Here is a 22608-nt window from a genome sequence, read left to right on the forward strand (position 1 = left end):
CCTCCGTACCTCCCCGTGCCCCGCGTGGAGTGCCACGACGGCGACGGAAGCCCGCTCCCGTCCCCCGGACATCCGGCACCTCCCACCGCGCTCCAGGGCCCGGCGAGGCGACCAGGACTGTCCCACCGACCAGCCCCACGGGCGCACCGCCCCTCCGTTGCCACCCCTCAGGCGTCACCTCCCGGGCGAGACCCGGCCACGCCACAGCGCCGACCGGCCACGGCCGGACGGCGCGTCCGTCAGCACCGGCCCAGCTCCGGTGACCTCCTCCGTCAGGGCGCCGCCGCGCCCGGCCGCCGCCCGGGAGCCCGCATGACCACGATCCTCGCTCTCACCGACTCACCCGCCCGGCTCCGCCATCTCCACCCGGCCGGACGGACCCTGCACTTCCCCGTACGACGGCTGCCACCCGCCCAGCACACCCGGGCCCGCTTCCTGGAGCAGTACGCCGCCCTGACGGCCACCCATGACCTCGCCTCCGTCGACGTCGTGGTCGCCGAACACGCCGAGTCCCTGCCGCTGCTCCATCTGATGCGCCGGGACGGCCACTGCCGGCCGGCGCTGATGATCCCCCACACCAACCCCTATCCACTGCACAACCTCTTCTACGCCCTGCTGGCCGCCGAACACCCCCACCCGGGCGACCTGGCGCTCTGCGGTTCCCCCAGCGCCGCCTGGGCCTGGCACCACGTCAGCGGCATCCGGGCCGAGGCCGTCCGCGCCCCCGACGGAGCCCGGGGCCGCAAGGACCGCGGTGGCTGCCGGGACGCCCTCGGACTGCCCAAGGACCGGACCCTCCTGCTGCACACGGGCGGCTTCCTCGACGACGGCGGCCTCGAACCGCTGCTCGACGGCGTACGGCGGCTGCGCCGCGCCGACCCCCGGGTGCTGCTGGTGCTGTCCATGACCCAGATCGACCCGCCGTACTACAACCGGCTCGCGCCCCGGCTGCGGGACGTCATCCTCTTCCACCGGCTGGAGCCCTCCCGTACCGCCGACCTCCACAGCGCGGCCGACCTCTATGTCTCCGGGGCGACCAGCGTCTTCGACACCTACACCAGCGGGCCGATGGAGGCGCTGGCCCGGGGGATCCCGGTGGTCGTCCCGCGCTGGGGCGGCGCCCCCTCGTATATCGACGACGCCAACGGCGGCCTGGTCGCGGTCGAGTACCTCTCCCGCCCCCGCGCCAACCCCTACGAGTTCGCCCGGATGGACCCGGAGGACTTCGCCGCCGTCTGCCAGCGGGTGCTGCGCCGCGCGCCGTCCGAGGGACGGCTGAGCGACCGGGCCCGCCAGGACACCGCGACCCGGCCCCTGGCCGAGTTCGTGGCGGACCTCGCCAACCTCGCCAACCTCGCCGACCGGGCCGACCGGGCCGACCGGGAGAGGGTGCCGGAACTGACCGCCGTGGCAGGTACGGGCCGCGCGGTCACCCCGCCCCGGCGTTCCCGCCCGCTGACCGCCGAGCGCTACCCGGACCCGGTCCGCGCGGTCCTCGACTGCTACGGCCTCAAAGAGACCGGCGACCTGCTCGACCGCGCCGGGCGGCTCGGACTGCTGGACCGCAGCTGCCCCGGGGAGGAGGCGTTGCTGCGCGATCTGCACCACGACCTGTTCGGCGCGGCCCGGGTGGGATGAGCCACCGGCCCCCGCCCCCGCCCCGCGGGTCCACCCGAACGGCCCCGCCCACGGGCGACCCCCACCGTCCCGCGCTGCAATGGACGGATGACGGCGCCCCCCGACGACTGCCTGGCGCGCAATGAGTGGCTCTGCGGCGAGTACCTCACCACCCGCCGGGCGGTCCTGTGGGACGCCACCGTCCAGCACCTCCAGCTCACCGCCGCCTCGGTGGCCATCGCGCTGGCCGTCGCCGTACCGCTGGCGATGGCCGCCCGCCGCTGGCGCTGGGCCGCACCACCGGTGCTCGGGGCGACGACGGTCCTCTACACCATCCCGTCACTCGCGATGTTCTCGCTGCTGCTGCCGCTGTACGGGCTGTCCGCCTCCCTCGTCATCACCGGTCTCGTGCTCTACTCGCTCACCCTCCTGGTCCGCAATCTCCTCGCCGGGCTGCGCGCCGTGCCCGAGGAGACCCGGCAGGCCGCACGCGGCATGGGCTACGGCCCGGTCCGGCTGCTTCTCGCCGTCGAACTGCCGCTCGCCCTGCCCGCCGCCTTCGCCGGACTGAGGATCGCCACCGTCTCGGCCATCTCCCTCGTCACCATCGGCGCGATCGTCGGCTTCGGCGGCCTGGGGAACCTGATCTACGCGGGGATGAACACCTACTTCAAGGCGCAGGTGCTGACCGCGTCCGCGCTCTGTGTGCTGATCGCCGTCGCCGCCGACCTGCTGCTCCTGCTCGCCCAGCGGTACACGACACCCTGGACCCGGGCGGTGCCCGGATGACGGTCCTCACCGACACCTGGCGGTGGCTCACCGACCCCGCCCACTGGTCGGGCGAGAACGGGGTCTGGCACCGGCTCGCCGAACACCTCCAGCTCACCGTGGTCTGTCTCGCGCTCTCCTGTCTGATCGCCCTTCCCATCGCCCTGCTCCTCGGACATCTGGGCCGGGGCGGGGCCCTCGCCGTGAACCTCGCCAACGTGGGGCGCGCGGTCCCCACCTTCGCCGTGCTGGTCCTGCTGCTGCTCAGCCCGATCGGCGGCGCCGGAGCCTGGCCCACCATCGTCGCGCTGGTGCTCTTCGCCATCCCGCCGCTGCTCACCAACGCCTATGTGGGGATGCGCGGCGTCGACCGCGATGTCGTCCGCGCGGCGCGCGGCATGGGGATGACGGGCCGCCAACTGCTGCTCGCCGTCGAGATCCCGCTCGCCCTGCCCCTCGTACTCGCCGGGGTACGGATCGCCGCGGTCCAACTGGTGGCCACCGCGACCCTCGCCGCACTCGCGGGCGGCGGGGGACTCGGCCGGATCATCACCGCCGGGTTCAATCTCGCCTCCACCCCCCAGGTGGTGGCCGGGGCGGTCCTCGTCGCCGTCTTCGCGCTGCTCGTGGAAGGGCTGTTCGAGCTCGGCGGACGGCTGGGACGGCGACGGCCGTGGGAGCCGGCCTGATGCGCGCCCTTCGCGCCCGCGCCCGGTCGGCTCTGGCCACCATGCTCCTGCTGGTACTCACCGCCTGTGCCACCGGACCCTCCCTGGAACAACAGGGCGAGGTCACGGCCCCGCCCGGCGACCGCCGGCGGCTGACCATCGGCTCGGCCGGCTTCACCGAGAGCGACCTCCTGGCGCGGATGTACGCCCTGCTGCTGGACCATGCCGGATACCGCACCCGAGTGATCACCGTGACCAACCGCGAGATCTACGAACCCGCCCTGGAACGCGGCCAGCTCGACATCGTCCCCGAGTACGCGGCCACCTTCGCCGACTGGCTCAACGCCAAGGTCCACGGCCCGGGGGCGCCGCCCGTCGGTTCCCCCGACCTCGCCGCGACCATGACCGCGCTGCGCGGGCTCGCCGCGCCCCGGGGGCTGAAGGTCCTCGACCCGGGCCGCGCCGTCGACCAGAACGCCTTCGCCGTCAGCGCCGACTTCGCCCGCCGCCACCACCTCAGCACCCTGAGCGAGCTGGGCCGGGCCGGGATACCGGTACGGATCGCCGCCGGGGACGAATGCGTACAGCGGCCCTACTGCGCCCCCGGTCTGGAGCAGACCTACGGCATCCGGGTCACCGGCATAGACCCCAAAGGGGTGGGCACCACCCAGGCCAAGCAGGCCGTGCGCGACGGCCGGGCCCAGATGGTTCTCACCACCAGCACGGACGCCACCCTGGACGACTTCGGGCTGGTGACGCTCGCCGATGACAAGCACCTCCAGAACGCCGACTACATCGTGGCGGTCGTCAACCGGGCCCGGGCCGGGAGCCCCCGGATCGCCCGCGCCCTCGACCGGCTGAACACCGTGCTCACCACGGCCGACCTCGCCTCCCTCAACGAACAGGTCGACAGCTGGCGCCGACTGCCCGACGCCGTCGCGAAGCGGTATCTGACCGCCAAGGGCCTGCTGCCCGGTGACGGCGGGTGAGGGCGGGTGAGGGGGCGGGTCAGCGGGTGGCGTGGAGGGACTCCAGACGCTGGCGCAGCACCCGCAGGGCCCCGCGCTGACGCCCCGGCACCCGGCGCCGCAGCGCCACCAGACGGGGGGCCAGCGCACGGGCCCGGTCCATCTCGGTGAGCTGCTCCCACTGGTGGTGGGCCCGGTCCACGGCCGCCTCCACCTCCAGGTCGTCCGGGGCCTGCGCCTGGGCCAGCCGTGCCTCGGCGGCGGTCATCCACAGCTCACAGCTCAGGCCGGGCTCCCGGGCCAGCCGGGCGAGATCGGCCCGTACCTCCAGCCAGTGCAGCGCCTGCGGCGAGCCAGGACCATGGGTCCGCAGCTCCTGTTGCTCCCACGCGGCGGCGGCCGCCGCGGCCTCCGAGTGCCGCCCGGCCCGTGCCGCGGCCAGTATTCCGGGGTGCGGATCCGGCTCCGGCCTCGGGGTCGGCGCCGCGCCGGGCGGGGGCGGTGGGCTCGCCGACTCCGTACCGGCAGGGGACGGGGCCGGTGCGGGCGCCCACGCATCGCTGCCGGTGTCCGACGGGGCGGGGGCGCCGAAGCCGGAGAGCAGCAGAACGCCCTCGCCTCCGGCGCGTACGGCGGCATGCTCATGGAGCGTGGCCAGGTCCGGCCGGGCGCCGCTGCGCCAGATCTCGGCACAGGCCCGGAGGTACTCGGGGGTGGCCGGGCCCCGTCGTCCGGGCGGTGGGGTGATACGTCCGTACAGCGGAACCGAGGGGCCCAGGCCCAGCTCACCCGCCTCGGCCACCCGGGTCCAGGCGTCCGCGTCGGCCACCAGGTCCAGCAGCACGGTGGTGGTCCCCGGGCGGCGGACGGCCAGTTCGGCGGCGAGCCAGTGCCAGGGCAGTCCGGTGTAGCGCAGGGTCGCGGCGGTGGAACGGGCCAGGGCCAGATGGACCAACCGCTGTTTGCGGTCGAGCTGGAGCTGGCCCGCCAGACAGAGCAGCAGCGGTCCAGGGGCCGCCGCGGCGGCGCGGACCCGGGTCAGGACCGTCTGCGGGTCGAGCGGGTCGGCCAGTTCGACCACGGTCGCCACCTCGGTCCCCGTGAGGGCGCCCGGTGGCACCGCGGCGAGCGCGGGCAGCGCCGAACTCGCGTCGATCAGCCGCCCCTTGCCCACCGGCGCGGCCGCGATCAGCAGCGCGGTTCCCGGTGCGGCGCTCTCCCCTCCCGTGATCAGCACACCCAGCACCGTATCCGACGCGCGGGCCCGGCCGTGACCGTCACGCGTCCGACACGGAATCGAACTCCACTTCGTCCCGGGACACGCCGCGTTCATCCGCGTCGACCGAGCGGCGCAGGGCCTCGTGGAGCTTCGCCGGGGTCAGCACGCCCACGAAGCGCGAGCCGTCGAGGACCGCGACCCAGCCCGCGTCATGCTGGAGCATCTCGCTGAACGCCTGCTTCAGCGGCGCCCCCAGCGGTACCCACGCCTCCATACGCCGGGCCAGATCTCCCACCGTGCCCCCCTCCCCGGCGATGGCCAGCGCGTCCGCGCTCACCCAGCCGTGCAACTCGCCCCCCGCGCCCAGGACCACCGCCCACCGGGCCCGTTCGGAGCGCAGCCGGGCCGCCGCCGCCCGTGCGGTCTCATCCAGCCGGGCGATCGGCGGCTGTTCGAGGTCGTCGGCCTCGATCGCGGTGACCGAGAGCCGCTTCAGGCCCCGGTCGGCGCCGATGAAGCGGGCCACATACGGCGTCGCGGGCGCGCCGAGGACCGCCGCCGGGGTGTCGAACTGTTCGATATGCCCCTGTCCGTAGACGGCGATACGGTCCCCCATCCGTACCGCCTCCTCGATGTCATGGGTCACCAGCAGCACGGTCTTGCGCACGGTGGCCTGGAGCGCGAGGAACTCGTTCTGGAGCCGCTCGCGCACCACCGGGTCGACCGCGCCGAAGGGCTCGTCCATCAGCAGCACCGGCGGATCCGCCGCCAGCGCCCGCGCCACCCCCACCCGCTGGCGCTGGCCCCCGGAGAGCTGTGCCGGATAGCGGGTCCCGTACACCGCCGGATCCAGACCGACCAGATCGAGCAACTCGGCGGCGCGCGCCCGTGCCCTCGCCCGTTTCCAGCCGGTCAGCAGGGGGACGGTCGCCGTGTTGTCGAGGACCGTACGGTGGGGAAACAGCCCGGCCTGCTGGATCACATAGCCGATGGAGCGGCGCAGGGCCACCGGGTCGGCGGTCGCGATGTCCCGCCCCTCCACCAGGATCCGGCCCGAGGTGGGTTCGATCAGCCGGTTGACCATCATCATCGTGGTCGTCTTACCGCAGCCGGAGGGCCCGACCAGGGTCACCAGCTCCCCCTCGGCGACCTCGAAGGTCAGCCCGGCCACGGCGGTGGTGCCGTCCGGATAGACCTTGGCGACATCCTCGAACCGGATCACCCGCCCCACGCTAGGCCCTGCCGCCGAGGGGCGCGACCTGCCTCGGCGCCGCCTGGAGACCGCCTCGCGTGCGTGCCGGACGAGCTGTCCTTCCGGGCCTGGCAGTAGGACGGCAGCCGCACCGGTAGCGTGGGAGGAAGCGAAGTCGCCGAGGGCGTGGGGAACGTGAGGACCCGAAAGCAACTGAAGCAAAATCGTGTTACTGGCCGGTAGACCCGCAGGTCAGCAAGTGTCGAACCCGCGCGTGCGGGGATGGACCGGACACCCTCGGCCTGGAGTGCGTCTACGCCTTGTCGAACCCGCGCGTGCGGGGATGGACCGCGATTACGGAAGGTTGCGGGCCTGACACAGGCCGTCGAACCCGCGCGTGCGGGGATGGACCGGGATCGTGCCGTTCTGTGATGGCCCGGTTACCGTCGAACCCGCGCGTGCGGGGATGGACCCTCGGCCAGCGGCACCAACAGGTACTCCGGGCAGTCGAACCCGCACACGCGGGTGGTGCCGCGAGGCCCAGCGGCGGCGGAACCCTCTCCTCAACTGCCGGGTGCTGGGGCCCGGGTGGGGATCCCGCGATGACGGTGAGCGCTGTTCACGCGGGGCGCACACCGGGCGGGTCGCCCGTGACTCACCCGCCGATCATTTTCTTGTCATGACCCTTGCAGGGCGTCCCGGGTGCTGGTTCTCTCTCGTTAGGAAAGTTTCCTTTCAGTCCTCGGATCCCCACAACCAGGCATCGGGAGACACACCATGAGAGCCCCACGACTCTGGTCGCGCCCCCTCGGGGGAGCGGCCACCCTCGCCGCCGCCCTCGTCCTCGGTCTCACCGCGGCGACGGCGGCCCCGGCGGCCCCAGCGCCGGACCGGCGGGCCGCGCCGGTCGCACCCGCCGCGCCGGTCACACCCGCGCCCGCCGCGCCCACCACCATCGAAGCCGAGAACGCGACCATCTCCCAGGGAGCGGTCGAGTCCAACCACGCCGGGTTCACCGGCTCGGGCTTCGTCAACTACACCAACACCACCGGAAGTTATGTCGAGTGGTCCGTCACCGCGCAGCAGGCGGGCAGCACCCCGCTGACCCTCCGCTTCGCCAACGGCACCAGCGCCAGCAGGCCGATGACCATCACCGTCAACGGCACCAGCGTCGCCACCGCACGGGCCTTCCCGGCCACCGGCGCGTGGACCACCTGGTCCACGGTCACGGTCGACGCCGCCCTGACGGCGGGAGCCAACACCGTCCGGGCCACCGCCACCACCGCCGGCGGCGGACCCAACGTGGACAGCCTCACCGTGGACACCGGCGGAGACCCCGGCCCCGGGCCCGGGGCCAAGACCCCGGCCGAGATCAACGGACAGCTCACCGTCTGCGGCACCAAGCTCTGTAACCAGCACGGCAAGCCGATCCAGTTGCGCGGCATGTCCACCCATGGCCTCCAGTGGTACCCGCAGTGTGTGACGGGCGCCTCCCTGGATGCCCTGGCCGGTGACTGGAAGGCCGACGTCCTGCGGATCTCCATGTACATCCAGGAGGGCGGCTACGAGACCAACCCGCGCAAGTTCACCGATCTGGTCCACTCCATCATCGAGCAGGCCACCGCGCGCGGGATGTACGCCATCGTCGACTGGCACATGCTCAGCCCCGGTGACCCGATGGTGAACCTCGCCCGTGCCAAGACCTTCTTCACGGAGATCGCCCAGCGGCACCGGAACAAGAACAACCTTCTCTACGAGATCGCCAACGAGCCCAGCGGCGTCGCCTGGTCCCGGATCAAGGGCTACGCCGAGGAACTCATCCCCGTCATCCGCGCCCAGGACCCCGACAGCCCGATCCTCGTCGGCACCCGCGCCTGGTCCTCCCTCGGTGTCTCCGAGAGCTCCAACGAGACCGAGGTCATCAACAACCCGGTACGGGCCACCAACATCCTCTACACCTTCCACTTCTACGCGTTCTCGCACCGCGAGGCCTATCTCAACGCCCTCTCCCGGGCCGCCGACCGTATCCCCATGTTCGTCACCGAGTTCGGCACCCAGAACTACGCCGGTGAGGGCAGCAACGACTTCGCGATGTCCCAGCGCTTCCTCGACCTGATGGCGAGCAAGAAGATCAGCTGGGTGAACTGGAACTTCTCCGACGACAACCGCACCGGCGCCGTCTTCAAGACCGGCACCTGCAACAGCGGCGGCCCCTGGACCGGGACCGCGCAGCTCAAGCCCGCGGGCGTCTGGATCCGCGAGCGGACGCGCACCGCGGACGACTTCCCGACCCGGTGACGCGGTCATCCGGCCCGGTGGCCGGGACCCGCGCTCCGGCGGCCAGGACCCACGGCCCTGTGGCACTGAGGTCAGGTCCCGTGGCGCGCCACGCGGGACCGGTGGTGGGCCGCGCCGACTCTCCGACCGGCTGGTCGGTCAGGGCTCCCGGCCCGCTCCACTCCTGATGACCGGGGTCTGACCTGCCGCTTCGGCCGACCCCCACGCCTGCCCATGGAATCCGCTGTGATCCCATGGGCGGGCGTTCACCGTCCGCAGACAGGAGCCGCCATGACCTCGACGTCCTACCGCCAGCCCGGCGTGGTCCTCACCGACCACCACTTCTCCGTCCCGCTCGACCACACCGCCCCGGACGGCGAGCGGATCGAGGTCTACGGACGTGAGGTGGTCGCGGGCGGCCGTACGGGTGACGACCTGCCCTGGCTGGTCTATCTGGAGGGCGGCCCCGGACATGGCGCCCGGCGCTTCAACGGCGCCCCGGCCTGGCTCGGGCGCGCCGTCCGCGACTACCGCGTCCTCCTGCTCGACCAGCGCGGTACCGGACGCTCCACCCCGCGCAACCGCCAGACCCTGCCCGCCGTCGGTGACGCCGCCGCCCAGGCCGCCCACCTCGGCCACTTCCGCGCCGACAGCATCGTCCGCGACTGCGAGCTGATCCGCGGGCAGCTGACCGGCGGCGCCCCCTGGAGCGTGCTCGGCCAGAGCTTCGGCGGCTTCTGCGCCACCCACTACCTCTCCACCGCGCCCGAAGGGCTGCGCGAGGTCTTCATCACCGGCGGACTGCCCTCCCTCGACGGCCACGCCGACGATGTCTACCGTGCCGCCTACCCCCGGATCCAGCGCAAGGTGGAGGCCCACTACACCCGCTACCCCCAGGACGTGGAGCGGGCCCGCCGGATCGCGGCCCATCTCGCCGAGCAGCCCACCACCCTGCCCGGCGGATACACCCTGACCGTCGAGGCCTTCCAGTCCCTCGGCATCCTCCTCGGCTCCGGTGACGGCAGTCACCAGCTCCACTACCTCCTGGAGAACGCCTTCGTCCGCACGGGCGCGGGACACGAGCTCTCCGACGCCTTCCAGGAGGCCGTCTCGCAGCAGCTCTCCTTCGCCGGGCACCCCCTCTACGCCCTGCTCCACGAGCCCATCTACGCCCAGGGCGGGCGGGCCACCGGCTGGTCCGCCGAACGGGTGCGGGCCGAGTTCCCCGCGTTCGACGCCGCCACGGCACTCGCCGGGGACGCGCCCGTGCTGTTCACCGGGGAGACCATCCACCCCTGGCACTTCACCAGTGACCCCGCGCTGCGCCCGCTGCGGGAGACCGCCGACCTGCTCGCCGCCCGCACCGACTGGCCCGCGCTCTACGACCCCGCCCGGCTCGCCGCCAACGAGGTCCCCGTCGCCGCCGCCGTCTACCACGACGACATGTACGTCGACACCGCCGACTCCCTGCGCACCGCCCGCGCCATCCGGGGACTGCGTACCTGGGTCACCGACGAGTACGAGCACGACGGCGTACGGGCCGGTGGCGAGCGTGTCCTCGACCGGCTGATCGGCCTCGTCCGCGACGAGGTCTGACGCGGGGCGACGGGCTCCCGCGCGGAGGGGGCGTCTTGCGCGCGCGAGCCCGGGAGCGCCAGGGAGCCCGGTGGCCGTCGTGTGCCTGCGGGCGCTTGTCTGTCAGCCGCCGTATCCTGCGCCCATGATCGAACAGCTGCTCCCCATGCCGGAGGACTGGCGGCGCGCGCTCGCGGTCGTCGCCCACCCCGACGACCTCGAATACGGCTGTGCCTCGGCCGTCGCCGGATGGACCGACGGCGGCCGGGAGGTCTCCTATCTGCTCGCCACCCGGGGCGAGGCCGGGATCGACACCATCGCCCCGGCCGAGTGCGCGCCCCTGCGCGAGCGGGAGCAGCGGGAGAGCGCGGCGGTCGTCGGCGTCACCTCGGTGGAGTTCCTCGACCACCGGGACGGGGTGATCGAGTACGGGACGGCACTGCGCCGTGACATCGCGGCGGCGATCCGGCGCCACCGTCCGGAGCTGGTCGTCACCCTCAACCACCGCGACACCTGGGGCGGCACCGCCTGGAACACCCCGGACCACCGGGCCGTCGGCCGCGCCACCCTCGACGCGGCGGCGGACGCGGGCAACCGCTGGATCTTCCCCGAGCTGGCGCGGGAGGGGCTGGAGCCCTGGAACGGGGTCCGCTGGGTGGCGGTCGCCGGATCCACCCGCCCCACCCACGCGGTGGACGCGCGGCCGGGGCTGGAGCGTTCGGTGCGCTCGCTCCTGGCGCACCGTACGTATATCGAGGTGCTGACGGACGAGGACCCGGAGGGGTACTGCCGCACCTTCCTCACATCGAGCGCGGAGGCGAACGCGGAACGCTTCGGCGGTGTCCCGGCGGTGACGTTCGAGCTGTTCCCACGCTAGATCCTGCCTGATGGCTCTCGTCGGGCTCGTGTGCCCTGGTACCGCTTCCGCACGGAACACGCCGCGATCCGGCGGAGGGCCGCGAGGGCGGGGGGTGTCGGGAGGTCCGCGCGCGGGCGCGGATTCTCCCGGCGTGGGGTGGTCGGCGTGGAACCTCAGAGCGGGCGGTGCATGATGTGCAGCCCCACATAGCCCGCCGCCGGATGACGGAAGCCCTCCGGCAGTGTCCCCACGATCGTGAAACCGAGTGACCGGTAGAGCCTCACCGCGGTGGTGTTGGTCTCCACGACGGCGTTGAACTGCATCGCCCGGTAGCCCTCCGTACGGGCCCAGTCCAGGGTGTACTCGCACAGCGCACGGCCCACGCCCCGCCCCGTGTGGTCCGGATCGACCATGTAGCTGGCGCTCGCGATATGCGAACCGTTGCCCCTGTGGTTGCGGTTCATCTTCGCGGTCCCCAGGACCGCCCCCGCGTCGTCCACCGCGACGACCGTACGGTTCGGGGGCGGCAGCATCCACCAGTCGCGGCCCTGGTCCTCGTCCAGATCCAGCGGAAAGGTGAACGTCTCACCCGCGGCGACGATCGTATGGAAGAAGGGCCAGATGGCGGGCCAGTCCTCCGTGGCGGCTTCCCTGATCAGCATGGGGACAGGATGCCTCACGGGCGGCGCCGGGACCACGGCCGCAGGGGGCGCGGCCCGGACAGCGTCTGGCTTGTCGACGCCAACACATCTGGGAATAAGGGGAGTTGTTAGCCTCGTGGTCATGGAGCTGCGGACGCTGGAGTACTTCGTCGCGGTGGCGGAGGAGAAGTCCTTCACGAAGGCGGCGGCGCGCTGTCATGTCGTCCAGCCCGCGATCAGCCAGCAGATCCAGGCGCTGGAGAGAGAGCTGGGCGAGCCCCTCTTCGAGCGGTTGCCCCGGCAGGTGGTCCTCACCTCCGGCGGTGCCGCGCTGCTGCCGCACGCACGGGCCTGCCTGGCGGCGGCCGCTGCGGCGGCACTGGAGTTCGCCGAACGGTCCGGCCTGCTCAGCGGCACGTTCACGCTGGGCACCGTCGGTGGTCTGGAGGGCACCCGCGTGCCCCGGCTCCTCGGGGAGTACCACCGTCGCTATCCGGGGGTGGGTGTGCGTCTCACCAGGGGGTCCAGTCCCGCTCTGCTGGAGCGGGTCCGCACGGGGGCGATCGACGCGGCGGTACTCGCGGACCCGCCGGAGGGCCTGCCCGACACCATCGGCTCGCGGCTGCTGCTGGAGGACCGCATCGTCGCCGTGCTTCCGGCCGGGAGCCGCGCGGTGGACCCTCCGTTGACACTGGCCGAGGCGGCGCGCTCCCCCCTGATCGGCTACGGTCCCGGCAGCGGGGCGCACGCGTTCGTGCGGGACGCCTTCGCGGCACAGGGACTGCGGCTCGACATCGCCTACGCGACCAGTGATGTCGCCGTCCAGGTCGCGCTGGTGGCCGAGGGGGTCGGGGTCGCCCTGACGTCACGCGCGAGTCCGGTCCTCGCGGCGGACCCGCGGATCGTCGTGGTGCCGCTGGAGCCCGCCATCCTGTTACGGAAGGTCTTCGCCTGGCGGCTGGCCGGCCGACCGGGCGCGCCGCTGCGGGCCTTCCTCGATCTCTGGACGGAGCTGACGTACGGGACGGGACCGGGGGACGCGCGGCCGGAGCAGCTCTGACGCGGCCCCGGGGCCGCCGTACGGACCCCAGGCGCGACGGACACGACGGGGCGAGCAGTACGGCGGTCCACTGCCCCTCGGCCGGGCCGAGGAGATAGCGACCCGTTACAAGGAGCTCACGCAGGCCACCGCGGCGCAGGTCAACACCGATGCGTCCTGGACGGTTCCACGGCGGTAGCGGTCCCCCGCCGTGAGGTGCCGCCCCGCGCCTCCGTCGCCTCCGCGCCGGGGACGGGCCGGCCCAACCCGGGGGGGGGAGGATCCCGTACGGAGTCGGCGGCCGCCCGCCACAGCACTGGTGCCCGCCGTGACCGGGCCCGTCAGCCCGCCCGCCCCCATGGCCGCAGCTTGAGCGGGTTGCGGACCGCCCAGATCCGGGTGACCCGCCCGTCGGCGACGTCGAACGAGGCGACGGTCTGGACGAGTCCGTCCCGTCGGGCCACCAGCCCCGGCGCGCCGTTGACCGACCGCTCCAGGAGTTCGAGCCCCGGGGCCCGGTCGGCGATGGCGACCAGGTACGGGGCGATGCGCGCGCCGCCCGCCACCGGGCGCGGGGCCGCACCGGCCACGCCACCGCCATCGGCGGTCATCACGGCGGCCGGGTCGAGCAGGCGGACGAGGGCCGCGATGTCCTTGCTCTGCCACGCCTCCCTGACCTGCCGCACCACGTCGGCCCGGCGGGCCGCCGTCACCGGAGCGCGCGCGGTGCCCACCCGCCGCCGGGCGGAGGCCGCCAGCTGCTTGCAGGCGGCGGGCGTCCGGCCGAGGACACCGGCGATCTCGGCGAACGGGTACCGGAAGACATCGTGCAGGACGAACGCCACCCGCTCGGCGGGCGTCATCGACTCCAGGACGACCAGGAGGGCCATGTCCACCGACTCGTCCAGGACGATCCGGTCGGCCGGGTCCGCGAGGGCGCCGCGGCCCGGCGGATCCCACTCGGCGCGGTCGGGCAGCGGCTCGGGCAGCCACGCGCCCACATAGCGCTCCCGGCGGGCCCGCGCCGAGCCGAGCAGGTCCAGACAGATCCGGCTGGTCACCGTCGTCAGCCAGGCACCGGGGGAGCGGATCTCCTCCCGCCGGTCCCGTGGCAGCGCGTACCAGCGCGCGTAGGCGTCCTGGACGGCGTCCTCGGCCTCGGTCACCGAACCGAGCAACCGGTAGGCGACGTTGATCAGCCGACGCTGCTCGCGGGTCATCCCCTCCATGCCGGTCCCGGCCCTCCCTCCGGTGTGCGGCCGCCCCTCGCCTTACCTTCCGCGGGCCCGCGTCGTCGCACGGGTGAGACCTTATCGATCGACTGCCCGACGGGCGGACAAGGGGACGGGAACATGGCCACTCAGACGACGGTGACGACGGCGGCGGGCGCGCGGCGCGGCGCCCCCTTCCCGCCCTTTCGGTCGGTCCTGCGGATCGCCATCGCCGTACAGACCCTGACCATCCTGCTCCAGGCGGTCTCCGCCGGACTGCTGGTCACCTCGTCCTACGGCGCGACGCTGCACGACGCCGGAGCCCGGGTGATGTACGGGGCGTCGCTGCTGTATCTGCTCGCGGCCGTACTGGCGTGGAAACCGGGCGGCGGCCCGGCCCGGCCCATCTGGCACGCGTCGGGATTCCTCGCCCTCGGCACGGTCCAGGTCGTGCTCGGTGTCGCGCAGGTCTCCTCGCTCCACTACCCCCTCGGTGTCGTGATGTTCGGACTCAGCCTGCTGGCCCTGGTCCGGCGCTGAGGTCCCGGTTCCCGGTACGGGGTCGCCGGGGGCATCACCGTGTGCCGGACTCCCCGGCGCACGGGGCGGGGAGGGCGGACGGGGTGGGGTAGGAGGGCTGGGCGCCTTCCTGGGTGACGGCGGCGGCGCCCACCCGCGCCGCGTACCCGGCGGCGCTCGCCAGGTCCTCGCCCCGCCCGAGCCGCCATGCCAGCGCCGCCGCGAACGCGTCCCCCGCGCCGGTGGTGTCCACCACCGTGACGCGGGGGCTCGCCACCCGCTCCAGCACTCCCGTACGGCCGTCGGCGCAGAGCGCACCGGCCGCGCCCAGCGTGACCACGACCGAGCGCGGGCCCCGGGCCAGCAGCGCCCGCGCCCAGGACTCGGGGTCGGGCCCCGCCGCGTCGCCGAGCAGCACCCGGGCCTCATGCTCGTTGACGATCAGCGGATCGCAGGCCCCGAGCACCTCGTCGGGCAGGGCGCGCGGTGGTGACGGGTTGAGTACGAACCGGGTGCCGGGCGCCAGCGTCCCCACCACCGCCACGACCGTCTCCAGCGGGATCTCCAGCTGCGCCGAGACCACCCGCGCCGAGCGCACCCGGCCCGCCGCCGCCCGTACGTCCTCCGGTGAGAGACGGGCGTTGGCACCGGGGGAGACCACGATGCTGTTGTCACCCGAGGGATCGACGGTGATCAGCGCGACCCCGGTGGGCGCGCCGCCCACCAGGACGCCCGTCACATCGACCCCCGCGGCCCGCTGGGAGTCCAGCAGCAGGGTGCCATGGCCGTCGTCGCCGACCCGGGCCAGCAGGGCGGTGCGGGCGCCGAGACGGGCGGCGGCGACCGCCTGGTTGGCGCCCTTGCCACCCGGGTGGACCACGAGGTCGGAGCCGAGCACCGTCTCACCGGCTCCCGGCCGCCGCTCCACCCCGACCACCAGATCCGCGTTGGCCGACCCCACCACCAGCAGGTCGAACCCGTCCCTCGGACACATCGCCATGGCTCCTCTGTCGTCGTTCACGGCCGCTCGAAGGCGGCCACGTCGGCGGCGGTGACCACCTTCACCGGGACCCGCACCAGCGGGGGAACCGTCTTCCCGGCGGCGGTGGCCAGCGCGTCGCGGACGGCGATCCGGCCCAGCTCCCTCGGCTGCTGGGCGATCGAAGCGTAGAGCGTGCCCGCCCGTACCGCCGTCAGCGCGTCGGGTGTGCCGTCGAAGCCGACCACCGCCACCGAGGATCCGGCGCGGGCGCCGAGCGCCTTGGCGGCGCCCAGCGCCATCTCGTCGTTCTCGGCGAAGACCCCGTTCACCCCCGGATGCGACTGGAGCAGATTGGTCATCACGTCCAGACCCCTGGTCCGGTCGAATCCGGCGGGCTGGGAGGCGACCACCCTGATCCCCGGGTACGCCTTCAGCCCCTCGGCGAAGCCCCGGCCGCGCTCACGGCTGGCGGAGGTGCCCGGGGTGCCCTGGAGCACCACGATCCGTCCCCGGCCACCGAGCTCCGCCGCCAGGGCTGACGCCGCCTGGCGTCCTCCCGCCACGTTGTCGGAGGCCACCAGGGTCGCCGTCGCGGCGCCGTTCACCCCCCGGTCGGCGGCGACGACGGGAATGCCGGACGTGTTCGCGCCGCGTACGGCGGGGGAGAGGGCGCCGGAGTCCACCGGGTTGACGATGATGGCCGCCATGTCGGCGCTGGTGAAGTTCTGTACCTGGCTGGCCTGCTGGGACGCGTCGTTCTGGGCGTCGGTGACCGTCAGCTCCACCCCGCGCGCCCGCGCCTCCGCCTCGGCGCCCGCCCGCATCTGCACGAAGAAGGGGTTGTTGAGGGTCGACAGCGACATGCCGATCCGGGGACCTGTGGCAGGGGTGCCGGTGCCGGTGCGCCAGAGGGAGAGCCCGCCGAGCAGGGCCGCCACACCGAGTGCGGCGCCCGTGCGGACCAGCGCCCGCCGTGGTCCCGGAGCGCCGGTTCCGGCCGCCTCGGCGCCGGGGGCGGCCCCCGCCCTGCGCCGGACCGAGTCCAGCAGCACCGCGAGCGCGATCACCACACCGATGACGACCTGCTGCCAGAACGCGGAGACCGACAGCAGGTTGAGGCCGTTGCGCAGCACCGCCAGGATCAGCGCCCCGATCAGGGTGCCCGACGCCCGGCCCACCCCGCCCGCCAGGCTCGCCCCGCCGATGACGACGGCCGCGATGGCGTCCAGTTCGTAGCCCTGCGCCGCCTGGGGCTGCGCCGAGTCCAGCCGGGCGGCGAGGACCACCCCGGCGACGGCGGCGAAGAGGCCGGAGAGCGCGTAGACGACGAGCTTGTGCCGGGTCACCGGGAGTCCCGAGAGCCGCGCGGCCTCCTCGTTGCCACCGATGGCGTACATCGAGCGCCCGGGATAGGTGCGGTTGAGGACCAGGGCGGTGAGCAGCCCCATGGCGACCATGACCAGCACGGGCACGGGCAGCCAGCCGCCGAGGGTGTCGCCGAGCCGGGAGACGGGCTCGGGGAAGGAGAGGGGCGAGCCCTGGGAGATCACCAGCGCCAGTCCCCGGCCCACCGACAGCATGGCCAGGGTGGCGATGAACGGGGGCAGCTTCCCGTACGCGACGAGCGCGCCGTTCACCAGCCCGCACAGGACGCCGGTGCCGATCGCGACGGGGACGGCTATCCCGACCGGTACCCCTTCCGAGGTCGCCAGCCAGGCCAGGACGGTGGCGGACAGGGCCGCGACCGAACCGACCGAGAGATCGATGCCCGCCGTGACGATGACGAAGGTGACACCGAAGGCGAGGATCGCGGTCACCGACGCCTGGACGCCGACATTGAGCAGGTTCTGGGTGGTCAGGAAGTCGCCGGAGAGCAGGGAGAGCGCCACCACCAGGACGATCAGGGCGCTGAGCGCGCCGTTGTCGAGCAGCGCGCGCCGGACCGCCCGCGCGCCACCCGCGTCCGTCGTGCGCGGGGCCGTCGTGTCAGTGGTCACAGGGGTCCGTCCCTTCGGTCGTCGCGGGGGGCGTGCCGGTCTCGTCGGACGTCCGTGCCGTGCGTGGGCTGGGTGTCGTGTGCTGGGGGTGCTGGGGGTGCCGCCCGCGTGGCGGGTGGTCCTGGCCGGCCGGGGCGGGCCCGTCGGTCCCGCCCGTCACGCTGGTCCCGTCGGCCGTCTCCGTCTGCCCGGCGGTCTCCGCCCTCCCGGGCGGCCCCGTCCGCTCCACGGCGCCGGACGTTTCCACGGCGCCCGCCGTCCCCACGGCCAGTGCCATCACCGCGTCCTGCGTCGCCGCGGCACCGCTCAGCTCACCCGCGATCCGGCCCGCCGCCATCACCAGCACCCGGTCGCTCATCCCGAGGACCTCCGGCAGATCGCTGGAGATCATCAGGACGGCGTGCCCCGCCGCCGTCAGGTCGTTGACGAGCTGGTAGATCTCGACTTTGGCGCCCACGTCGACGCCCCGCGTGGGCTCGTCCAGGATCAGCACCCGGGACCTCGCCAGCAGCCACTTGCCGATGACGACCTTCTGCTGATTGCCGCCGGACAGGGTGCGCGCCCGCTGGTCCAGACCCGCCATCCGCACCCCGAGGCTCCGCGCGACGCGGGCCGCCGCCGCGCGCTGCGCTCCCCGGTCCACCAGCCCGGCGCGGGTCGCCGTCCGCAGGGTGACCAGGCCGAGGTTCTCCGCCACCGACGCGTCGAGCACCAGACCCTGGCCCTTGCGGTCCTCGGGGACCAGACCGATCCCGGCCGTCAGCGCCGCCGCCACGTCATGGCGCCGCAGCGGCACCCCGGCGACCTCCACCGAACCGCTGTCGTAGGGGTCGGCGCCGAAGACGGCCCGCGCCACCTCGGTCCGGCCCGCGCCGACCAGTCCGGCGACCCCGACGACCTCCCCGGCCCGTACCTCGAAGGCGATGTCGTGGAAGGAACCCCGGCGGGTGAGTCCCCGTACCGACAGCAGCACCGGCCCCGGCTCCCCGGCGGCGCGCGGATACCGGTGGCCGATGGAGCGGCCGACCATCAGCCGTACGAGCGTGTCCTCGCCCGCGTCGGCGGGTACCCGGCCGACACCGCGGCCGTCGCGCAGCACCGTCACCCGGTCGCCGAGGGCGGCGATCTCCTCCAGGTGGTGGGTGATGAAGACGATCCCGACGCCCTCGTCACGCAGGCCGCGCACGATCCGGAAGAGCCGTTCGACCTCCTCGGCGGTGAGGACGGCGGTCGGCTCGTCCATGATCAGCACCCGGGCGTCCAGACTCAGTGCCTTGGCGATCTCCACCAGCTGGAGCCGGGCCACGCCCAGCTCCCGCACCCGGGTGCGCGGGGAGACGTCCAGCCCCACCCGCCTCAGCAGCGTGGCGGCGTCGGCCTCCATCCCGGCCCGGTCGACCAGCCCGAACCGGCGTGGCTGACGGCCGAGGAAGATGTTCTCCGCCACCGTCAGCTCCGGTACCAGGGTGAACTCCTGGTGGATGGTGGCGATCCCGAGCCGTTCGGCGTGCCGGGTGTCGCGGAGCCGCACCTCGCGCCCGTCGATCGTCAGCCGGCCCGCGTCCGGGCGGTGCGCTCCCGAGACCACCTTGATCAGGGTCGACTTGCCCGCGCCGTTCTCGCCGAGGAGGACATGGACCTCGCCCGCGCGCAGCTCGAAGTCGACCCCGTCCAGGGCGACCACGCCGGGGAAGGTCTTGCGGACCCCTTCGACACGGAGCAGTACGCCGGGCCCGGCGTCGCTCATCGTGTGCCTGCCCCGGGACCGGTGGCGGAACCGGTGCCCGGCTCCGGGCCCGCTTCCGGCCTCCCGCCCGGCTCCCCGCAGGAGCGGCGGACCACCAGCCGCGCGGTGAAGGTGACCGAGCGGGGCGCCGTGCCGTCGATACGCTCGACCAGGGCCCGCACGGCCGCCCGCCCCAGTTCCTCCGTCGGCTGGGCGATGGCGGTCACGGGCGGGTCGGTGTGGGTGAACCAGGGGATGTCGTCGAAGGCGGCGAGCGCGATGTCCCCGGGGACGCTCAGCCCATGGGCCCGGATCGCGTCCCAGGCCCCCAGCGCCATCAGGTTGTCGGCGGCGAAGACCGCTTCCGGCGGGCGCGGCAGCGCCAGGAAGCGTTCCATCGCCAGGCGGCCGCTCTCGGCCTGGAAGTCGCCCTGCCCGATGTACTCCTCGGGCAGCGGCAGCCCGAGGGAGCGCAGCGCGCAGCGGAAGGCGGTGAGCCGTTCGCTGCCCGTGGTGGTGGAGGCCGGTCCCTGGATGATGGCCAGCCGGTGGTGGCCGAGCCGGTGCAGATGGGCGACCAGCTCCCGTACCGCGTCCCGGCCGTCGGCCCGGACCACGGGTACGTCGATCTCCGGCAGCCAGCGGTCCACGAAGACCATCGGCACCCCGGCCCGTACCACCTCCCGCATCACCGGCGAGCCGCCGTCGGTGGGGGAGACCAGCAGCCCGTCGATCCTGCGGTCCAGCAGGGTGCGGATGTGGTGGTCCTGGAGGTCGGGCCGTTCGTCGGCGTTGCCGATGATGACGCTGTAGCCGAGGGCGCGGGCCTCTTCCTCGACGGCGCGCGCCAGCGCGGTGAAGTAGGGGTTGAGGACATCGCTGATGACCAGCCCGAGCGTGCGGGTCTGGTCGGTCCGCAGGGACCGGGCGACCGCGTTGGGCCGGTAGTCCAGCGCCTCCACGGCGGCCCGTACCCGCGCCCGCGCGCCGGGACTGACGGACGGATGGTCGTTGAGCACCCGCGAGACGGTCGCGGGTGACACCCCGGCCCGGCTGGCGACGTCCTTGATGCTGGCCACCGGCGCGTTCACCTCCTGGGGGAGAGGGAGAGACCGGCCGGGCCCCGCACGAGGGCGGCCGGATATCCATCGGGTGACCGCGCGACCCTGTGGCCTGACGGTCGTGTGGGCGCGTCGTGCCCACGGGTTTCAGCCATGATTGGAATCGATTCCACGACCGAGGGCAAGGGGCTGAGACCGGATCGTGATGTGCGGGGCCGGAAAGGGCTGGGGGCGCTGGTACGGCAGGGGCGCGCGGCCCGCCCCACGGCGCCGCGTCCGGGCCGGATGGACCTGGCCGCCGGGCTGTCGCCGGGTGCGCCCGCGATCCCCGACCCACCCGTGCTGACCTGCGAGGGTCCCCATCTCCGTACCGTTCGTACCGCTGGCTGGGGGCGGTGTCGCCGACCGGTGGTGCACGGGCCGGGGTCGCGGTACCCCCGTTCCCCTTTCTGCTGTTTAATTGCGTGCTGTTCGCAAAAACGGCTGATCTTCAGTAGGGGTGTGGAAGCCTTGTCCGCCCGACCGACCCGCTCGACCTCGTCGATACGTTCACCCCGATCGATACGCGCCACGCTCGCCGTCACCCTGACCGGCGCGCTCACCCTGGGCGCCGCGGCCTGCTCCGCCCCCGGTGGCGGCAAGGGCGCCGGAGCCGGTGGGGACGCCGGTGCCTCGGCGGTCGTCGGAATCGCCTACGAGCCCGAGACCCTCAGCCCGCTGCTCGGCTTCGGCAAGGACGGCAACTCCAAGATCTTCGACGGACTGCTCGCCCTCGACGCCGACATGCGGCTCAAGCCCGCCCTCGCCGCCGCCCTCCCGCAGGTCAGCCCCGATGGACTGACCTACACCTACAAGCTCCGCCAGGGCGTCACCTTCAGCGACGGCAAGCCCTTCGGCGCCAAGGACGTCCTCTTCACCTACCGGACGATCCTCGACCCGAAGACCAACAACGCCTCACGGTCCGAACTGGACGCGATCAAGGACGTCAAGGCCGTCGGCGACGACACCGTCGTCTTCACGCTGAAGTACCCCTACGCGCCGTTCGCCCAGCGCACCGTGCTGCCGATCGCCCCCGAGCACATCGCCGGACGGCAGGACGTCAACAGCGGGCCCTTCACCACCAAGCCCGTCGGCACCGGCCCGTACCTGCTCACCGGCTGGTCCAAGGGCGAGAAGATCAGCTTCAAGGCCAACCCCACCTACTGGGGCGGCGCCCCCGCCGTGAAGAAGTTCACCATGGCGATCATCAAGGACGACGACGTACGCGCCACCCGGCTGCGCGCGGGCGACCTCGACGGCGCGATCCTGCCGCCCAACCTCGCCGCGGGCTTCAAGGGCGACAAGGGCAGGAAGACCCACGCCGCCACCACCTACGACTACCGCACCGTGACCCTGCCCACCGGCAACAAGGTCACCGGCGACACCGCCGTGCGCCGCGCCCTCGATGTCGCCGTCGACCGCCAGACCATGGTCGACAAGATCCTCGAAGGCGCCGGGAAGCCCGCCTACGGGCCCGTGCCCACCGACAGCGAGTGGTTCACCCGGGGCACCGAGCGCACCCACGACCTCACGGCGGCGCGGAAGATCCTCGACGACGCGGGCTGGAAGCCCGGCGAGGACGGCATCCGGGTCAGGAACGGTGTCCGCGCCGAGTTCCCGCTCTGGTACGTCGCCGGGGACAAGCTCCGTCAGGACCACGCCCTCGCCTACGCCTCCGACGCCAAGAAGGCCGGGATCTCCATCAAGACCCAGGCCGGAACCTGGGAGGTCATCGAGCCCCGGATGAAGCAGGACGCCGTCCTCGCGGGCGGCGGCTCGCCCGGCGACCCCGACTTCGACCAGTACCTGCTGCTGACCTCCTCGCTCGCCGGGGACGGCTTCAACAACATGGCCTGGTACGACAACCCCGTCGTCGACAAGGCCCTCCAGGACGGCCGCAAGAGCGGCGACAAGGCCACCCGCAAGGCCGCCTACGACACCGTCCAGCGTGAGCTGGCGAAGAACCCCGGGTACACCTTCCTCACCCACATCGACCACCTGTACGTCGTCAACGACACCTGGGAGCCCCTGACCACCCAGGTCGAGCCGCACGACCACGGACTCGCCGCGGGCCCCTGGTGGAACGTCGAGGACTGGGCACCCAAGAAGTGAGCACCGCCCTCAGCGGGGGGCGGGCGGGGCCCCCGGCGGGCCCCCGCCCCCCCAGGGGGGCCCAGGCGCGGGTGGGCGCCCCCCGCCGCCACCACGCCCGCCCCCGGCGGCGGGTGGGGTCCCTCGGCGGCTTCGCCA

General features: G+C 73.5%; 18 protein-coding genes and 1 CRISPR repeat array. Of the genes, 10 read left to right on the forward strand and 8 right to left on the reverse strand.

Annotated features, from left to right (window positions below; genetic code table 11):
• The first annotated feature begins 312 nt into the window (after window positions 1–312).
• The 4 genes from ACFVIM_RS17370 to ACFVIM_RS17385 all read left to right on the forward strand — a co-directional run bounded on the left by ACFVIM_RS17370 (window position 313) and on the right by ACFVIM_RS17385 (window position 4042).
• Complete coding sequence (locus ACFVIM_RS17370) at window positions 313–1638, forward strand: glycosyltransferase family 4 protein (RefSeq protein ID WP_384301967.1); 1326 nt, start codon at window positions 313–315, stop codon at window positions 1636–1638.
• A gap of 87 nt (window positions 1639–1725) precedes the next feature.
• A complete protein-coding gene (locus ACFVIM_RS17375) occupies window positions 1726–2406 on the forward strand; it encodes an ABC transporter permease (RefSeq protein ID WP_384301969.1) in 681 nt (226 codons plus the stop codon).
• Entirely contained in the window at window positions 2403–3074 is a 672-nt protein-coding gene (locus ACFVIM_RS17380) for an ABC transporter permease (protein ID WP_384301971.1), read from the forward strand. Before ACFVIM_RS17375 ends, ACFVIM_RS17380 begins: the two co-directional genes overlap by 4 nt.
• On the forward strand, window positions 3074–4042 hold the full coding sequence (locus tag ACFVIM_RS17385; protein ID WP_384301973.1) for an ABC transporter substrate-binding protein: 969 nt from the start codon (window positions 3074–3076) through the stop codon (window positions 4040–4042). Before ACFVIM_RS17380 ends, ACFVIM_RS17385 begins: the two co-directional genes overlap by 1 nt.
• A 19-nt stretch (window positions 4043–4061) precedes the next feature.
• Here ACFVIM_RS17385 and ACFVIM_RS17390 read toward each other — a convergent pair whose 3' ends face one another.
• Complete coding sequence (locus ACFVIM_RS17390; protein ID WP_384301975.1) at window positions 4062–5258, reverse strand: hypothetical protein; 1197 nt, start codon at window positions 5256–5258, stop codon at window positions 4062–4064.
• A 40-nt stretch (window positions 5259–5298) separates the two neighbouring features.
• Entirely contained in the window at window positions 5299–6462 is a 1164-nt protein-coding gene (locus tag ACFVIM_RS17395; RefSeq protein WP_384301977.1) for an ABC transporter ATP-binding protein, read from the reverse strand.
• Between the two features lie 231 nt (window positions 6463–6693).
• A CRISPR array of direct repeats spans window positions 6694–6966; the repeat unit is 28 nt; unit sequence GTCGAACCCGCGCGTGCGGGGATGGACC.
• 441 nt (window positions 6967–7407) lie between these two features.
• Between ACFVIM_RS17395 and ACFVIM_RS17400 the strand changes: the two genes are divergently transcribed.
• From ACFVIM_RS17400 to ACFVIM_RS17410, 3 genes are all read left to right on the forward strand, one after another.
• Window positions 7408–8730 carry a cellulase family glycosylhydrolase gene (locus ACFVIM_RS17400; protein WP_384302000.1) on the forward strand — a complete coding sequence of 441 codons (1323 nt, stop codon included), beginning with the start codon at window positions 7408–7410 and terminating at the stop codon, window positions 8728–8730.
• Between the two features lie 270 nt (window positions 8731–9000).
• Complete coding sequence (locus tag ACFVIM_RS17405) at window positions 9001–10305, forward strand: alpha/beta fold hydrolase (protein ID WP_384301979.1); 1305 nt, start codon at window positions 9001–9003, stop codon at window positions 10303–10305.
• Window positions 10306–10429: 124 nt separating this feature from the next.
• The gene (locus ACFVIM_RS17410; RefSeq protein ID WP_384301981.1) at window positions 10430–11161 is read left to right on the forward strand and encodes a PIG-L deacetylase family protein; all 732 of its coding nucleotides are present in this window, start codon (window positions 10430–10432) and stop codon (window positions 11159–11161) included.
• A gap of 155 nt (window positions 11162–11316) precedes the next feature.
• On the opposite strand, the gene ACFVIM_RS17415 is transcribed toward ACFVIM_RS17410, so the two are convergent.
• Complete coding sequence (locus ACFVIM_RS17415; protein WP_384301983.1) at window positions 11317–11805, reverse strand: GNAT family N-acetyltransferase; 489 nt, start codon at window positions 11803–11805, stop codon at window positions 11317–11319.
• A 121-nt stretch (window positions 11806–11926) separates the two neighbouring features.
• Between ACFVIM_RS17415 and ACFVIM_RS17420 the strand changes: the two genes are divergently transcribed.
• Entirely contained in the window at window positions 11927–12844 is a 918-nt protein-coding gene (locus ACFVIM_RS17420; protein WP_384301985.1) for a LysR family transcriptional regulator, read from the forward strand.
• A 320-nt stretch (window positions 12845–13164) separates the two neighbouring features.
• Here the strand turns inward: ACFVIM_RS17420 and sigJ are convergent, their stop codons facing one another.
• The gene (sigJ, locus tag ACFVIM_RS17425; protein ID WP_384301987.1) at window positions 13165–14043 is read right to left on the reverse strand and encodes an RNA polymerase sigma factor SigJ; all 879 of its coding nucleotides are present in this window, start codon (window positions 14041–14043) and stop codon (window positions 13165–13167) included.
• A 132-nt stretch (window positions 14044–14175) separates the two neighbouring features.
• Here sigJ and ACFVIM_RS17430 point away from each other — a divergent pair, with 132 nt between their 5' ends.
• The gene (locus ACFVIM_RS17430) at window positions 14176–14574 is read left to right on the forward strand and encodes a hypothetical protein (protein ID WP_384301989.1); all 399 of its coding nucleotides are present in this window, start codon (window positions 14176–14178) and stop codon (window positions 14572–14574) included.
• A gap of 34 nt (window positions 14575–14608) precedes the next feature.
• On the opposite strand, the gene ACFVIM_RS17435 is transcribed toward ACFVIM_RS17430, so the two are convergent.
• Genes ACFVIM_RS17435 through ACFVIM_RS17450 form a run of 4 tightly spaced genes read right to left on the reverse strand, consistent with a single transcriptional unit; the run spans window position 14609 to window position 20337 of the window.
• Window positions 14609–15547, reverse strand: coding sequence for a ribokinase (locus ACFVIM_RS17435; RefSeq protein ID WP_384301991.1), 939 nt, complete (start codon window positions 15545–15547; stop codon window positions 14609–14611).
• 23 nt (window positions 15548–15570) lie between these two features.
• The gene (locus tag ACFVIM_RS17440) at window positions 15571–17532 is read right to left on the reverse strand and encodes a substrate-binding domain-containing protein (protein WP_384301993.1); all 1962 of its coding nucleotides are present in this window, start codon (window positions 17530–17532) and stop codon (window positions 15571–15573) included.
• Window positions 17522–19279 carry an ATP-binding cassette domain-containing protein gene (locus ACFVIM_RS17445; RefSeq protein ID WP_384301995.1) on the reverse strand — a complete coding sequence of 586 codons (1758 nt, stop codon included), beginning with the start codon at window positions 19277–19279 and terminating at the stop codon, window positions 17522–17524. Before ACFVIM_RS17445 ends, ACFVIM_RS17440 begins: the two co-directional genes overlap by 11 nt.
• On the reverse strand, window positions 19276–20337 hold the full coding sequence (locus tag ACFVIM_RS17450) for a LacI family DNA-binding transcriptional regulator (RefSeq protein ID WP_384301997.1): 1062 nt from the start codon (window positions 20335–20337) through the stop codon (window positions 19276–19278). Before ACFVIM_RS17450 ends, ACFVIM_RS17445 begins: the two co-directional genes overlap by 4 nt.
• 492 nt (window positions 20338–20829) lie before the next feature.
• Between ACFVIM_RS17450 and ACFVIM_RS17455 the strand changes: the two genes are divergently transcribed.
• Window positions 20830–22470, forward strand: a complete 1641-nt coding sequence (locus ACFVIM_RS17455; RefSeq protein WP_384301999.1) for an ABC transporter substrate-binding protein — start codon at window positions 20830–20832, stop codon at window positions 22468–22470.
• Window positions 22471–22608 lie beyond the last annotated feature (138 nt).

Source organism: Streptomyces sp. NPDC057638 (genome assembly GCF_042800315.1).
In the GTDB taxonomy this organism is placed as follows: domain Bacteria; phylum Actinomycetota; class Actinomycetes; order Streptomycetales; family Streptomycetaceae; genus Streptomyces.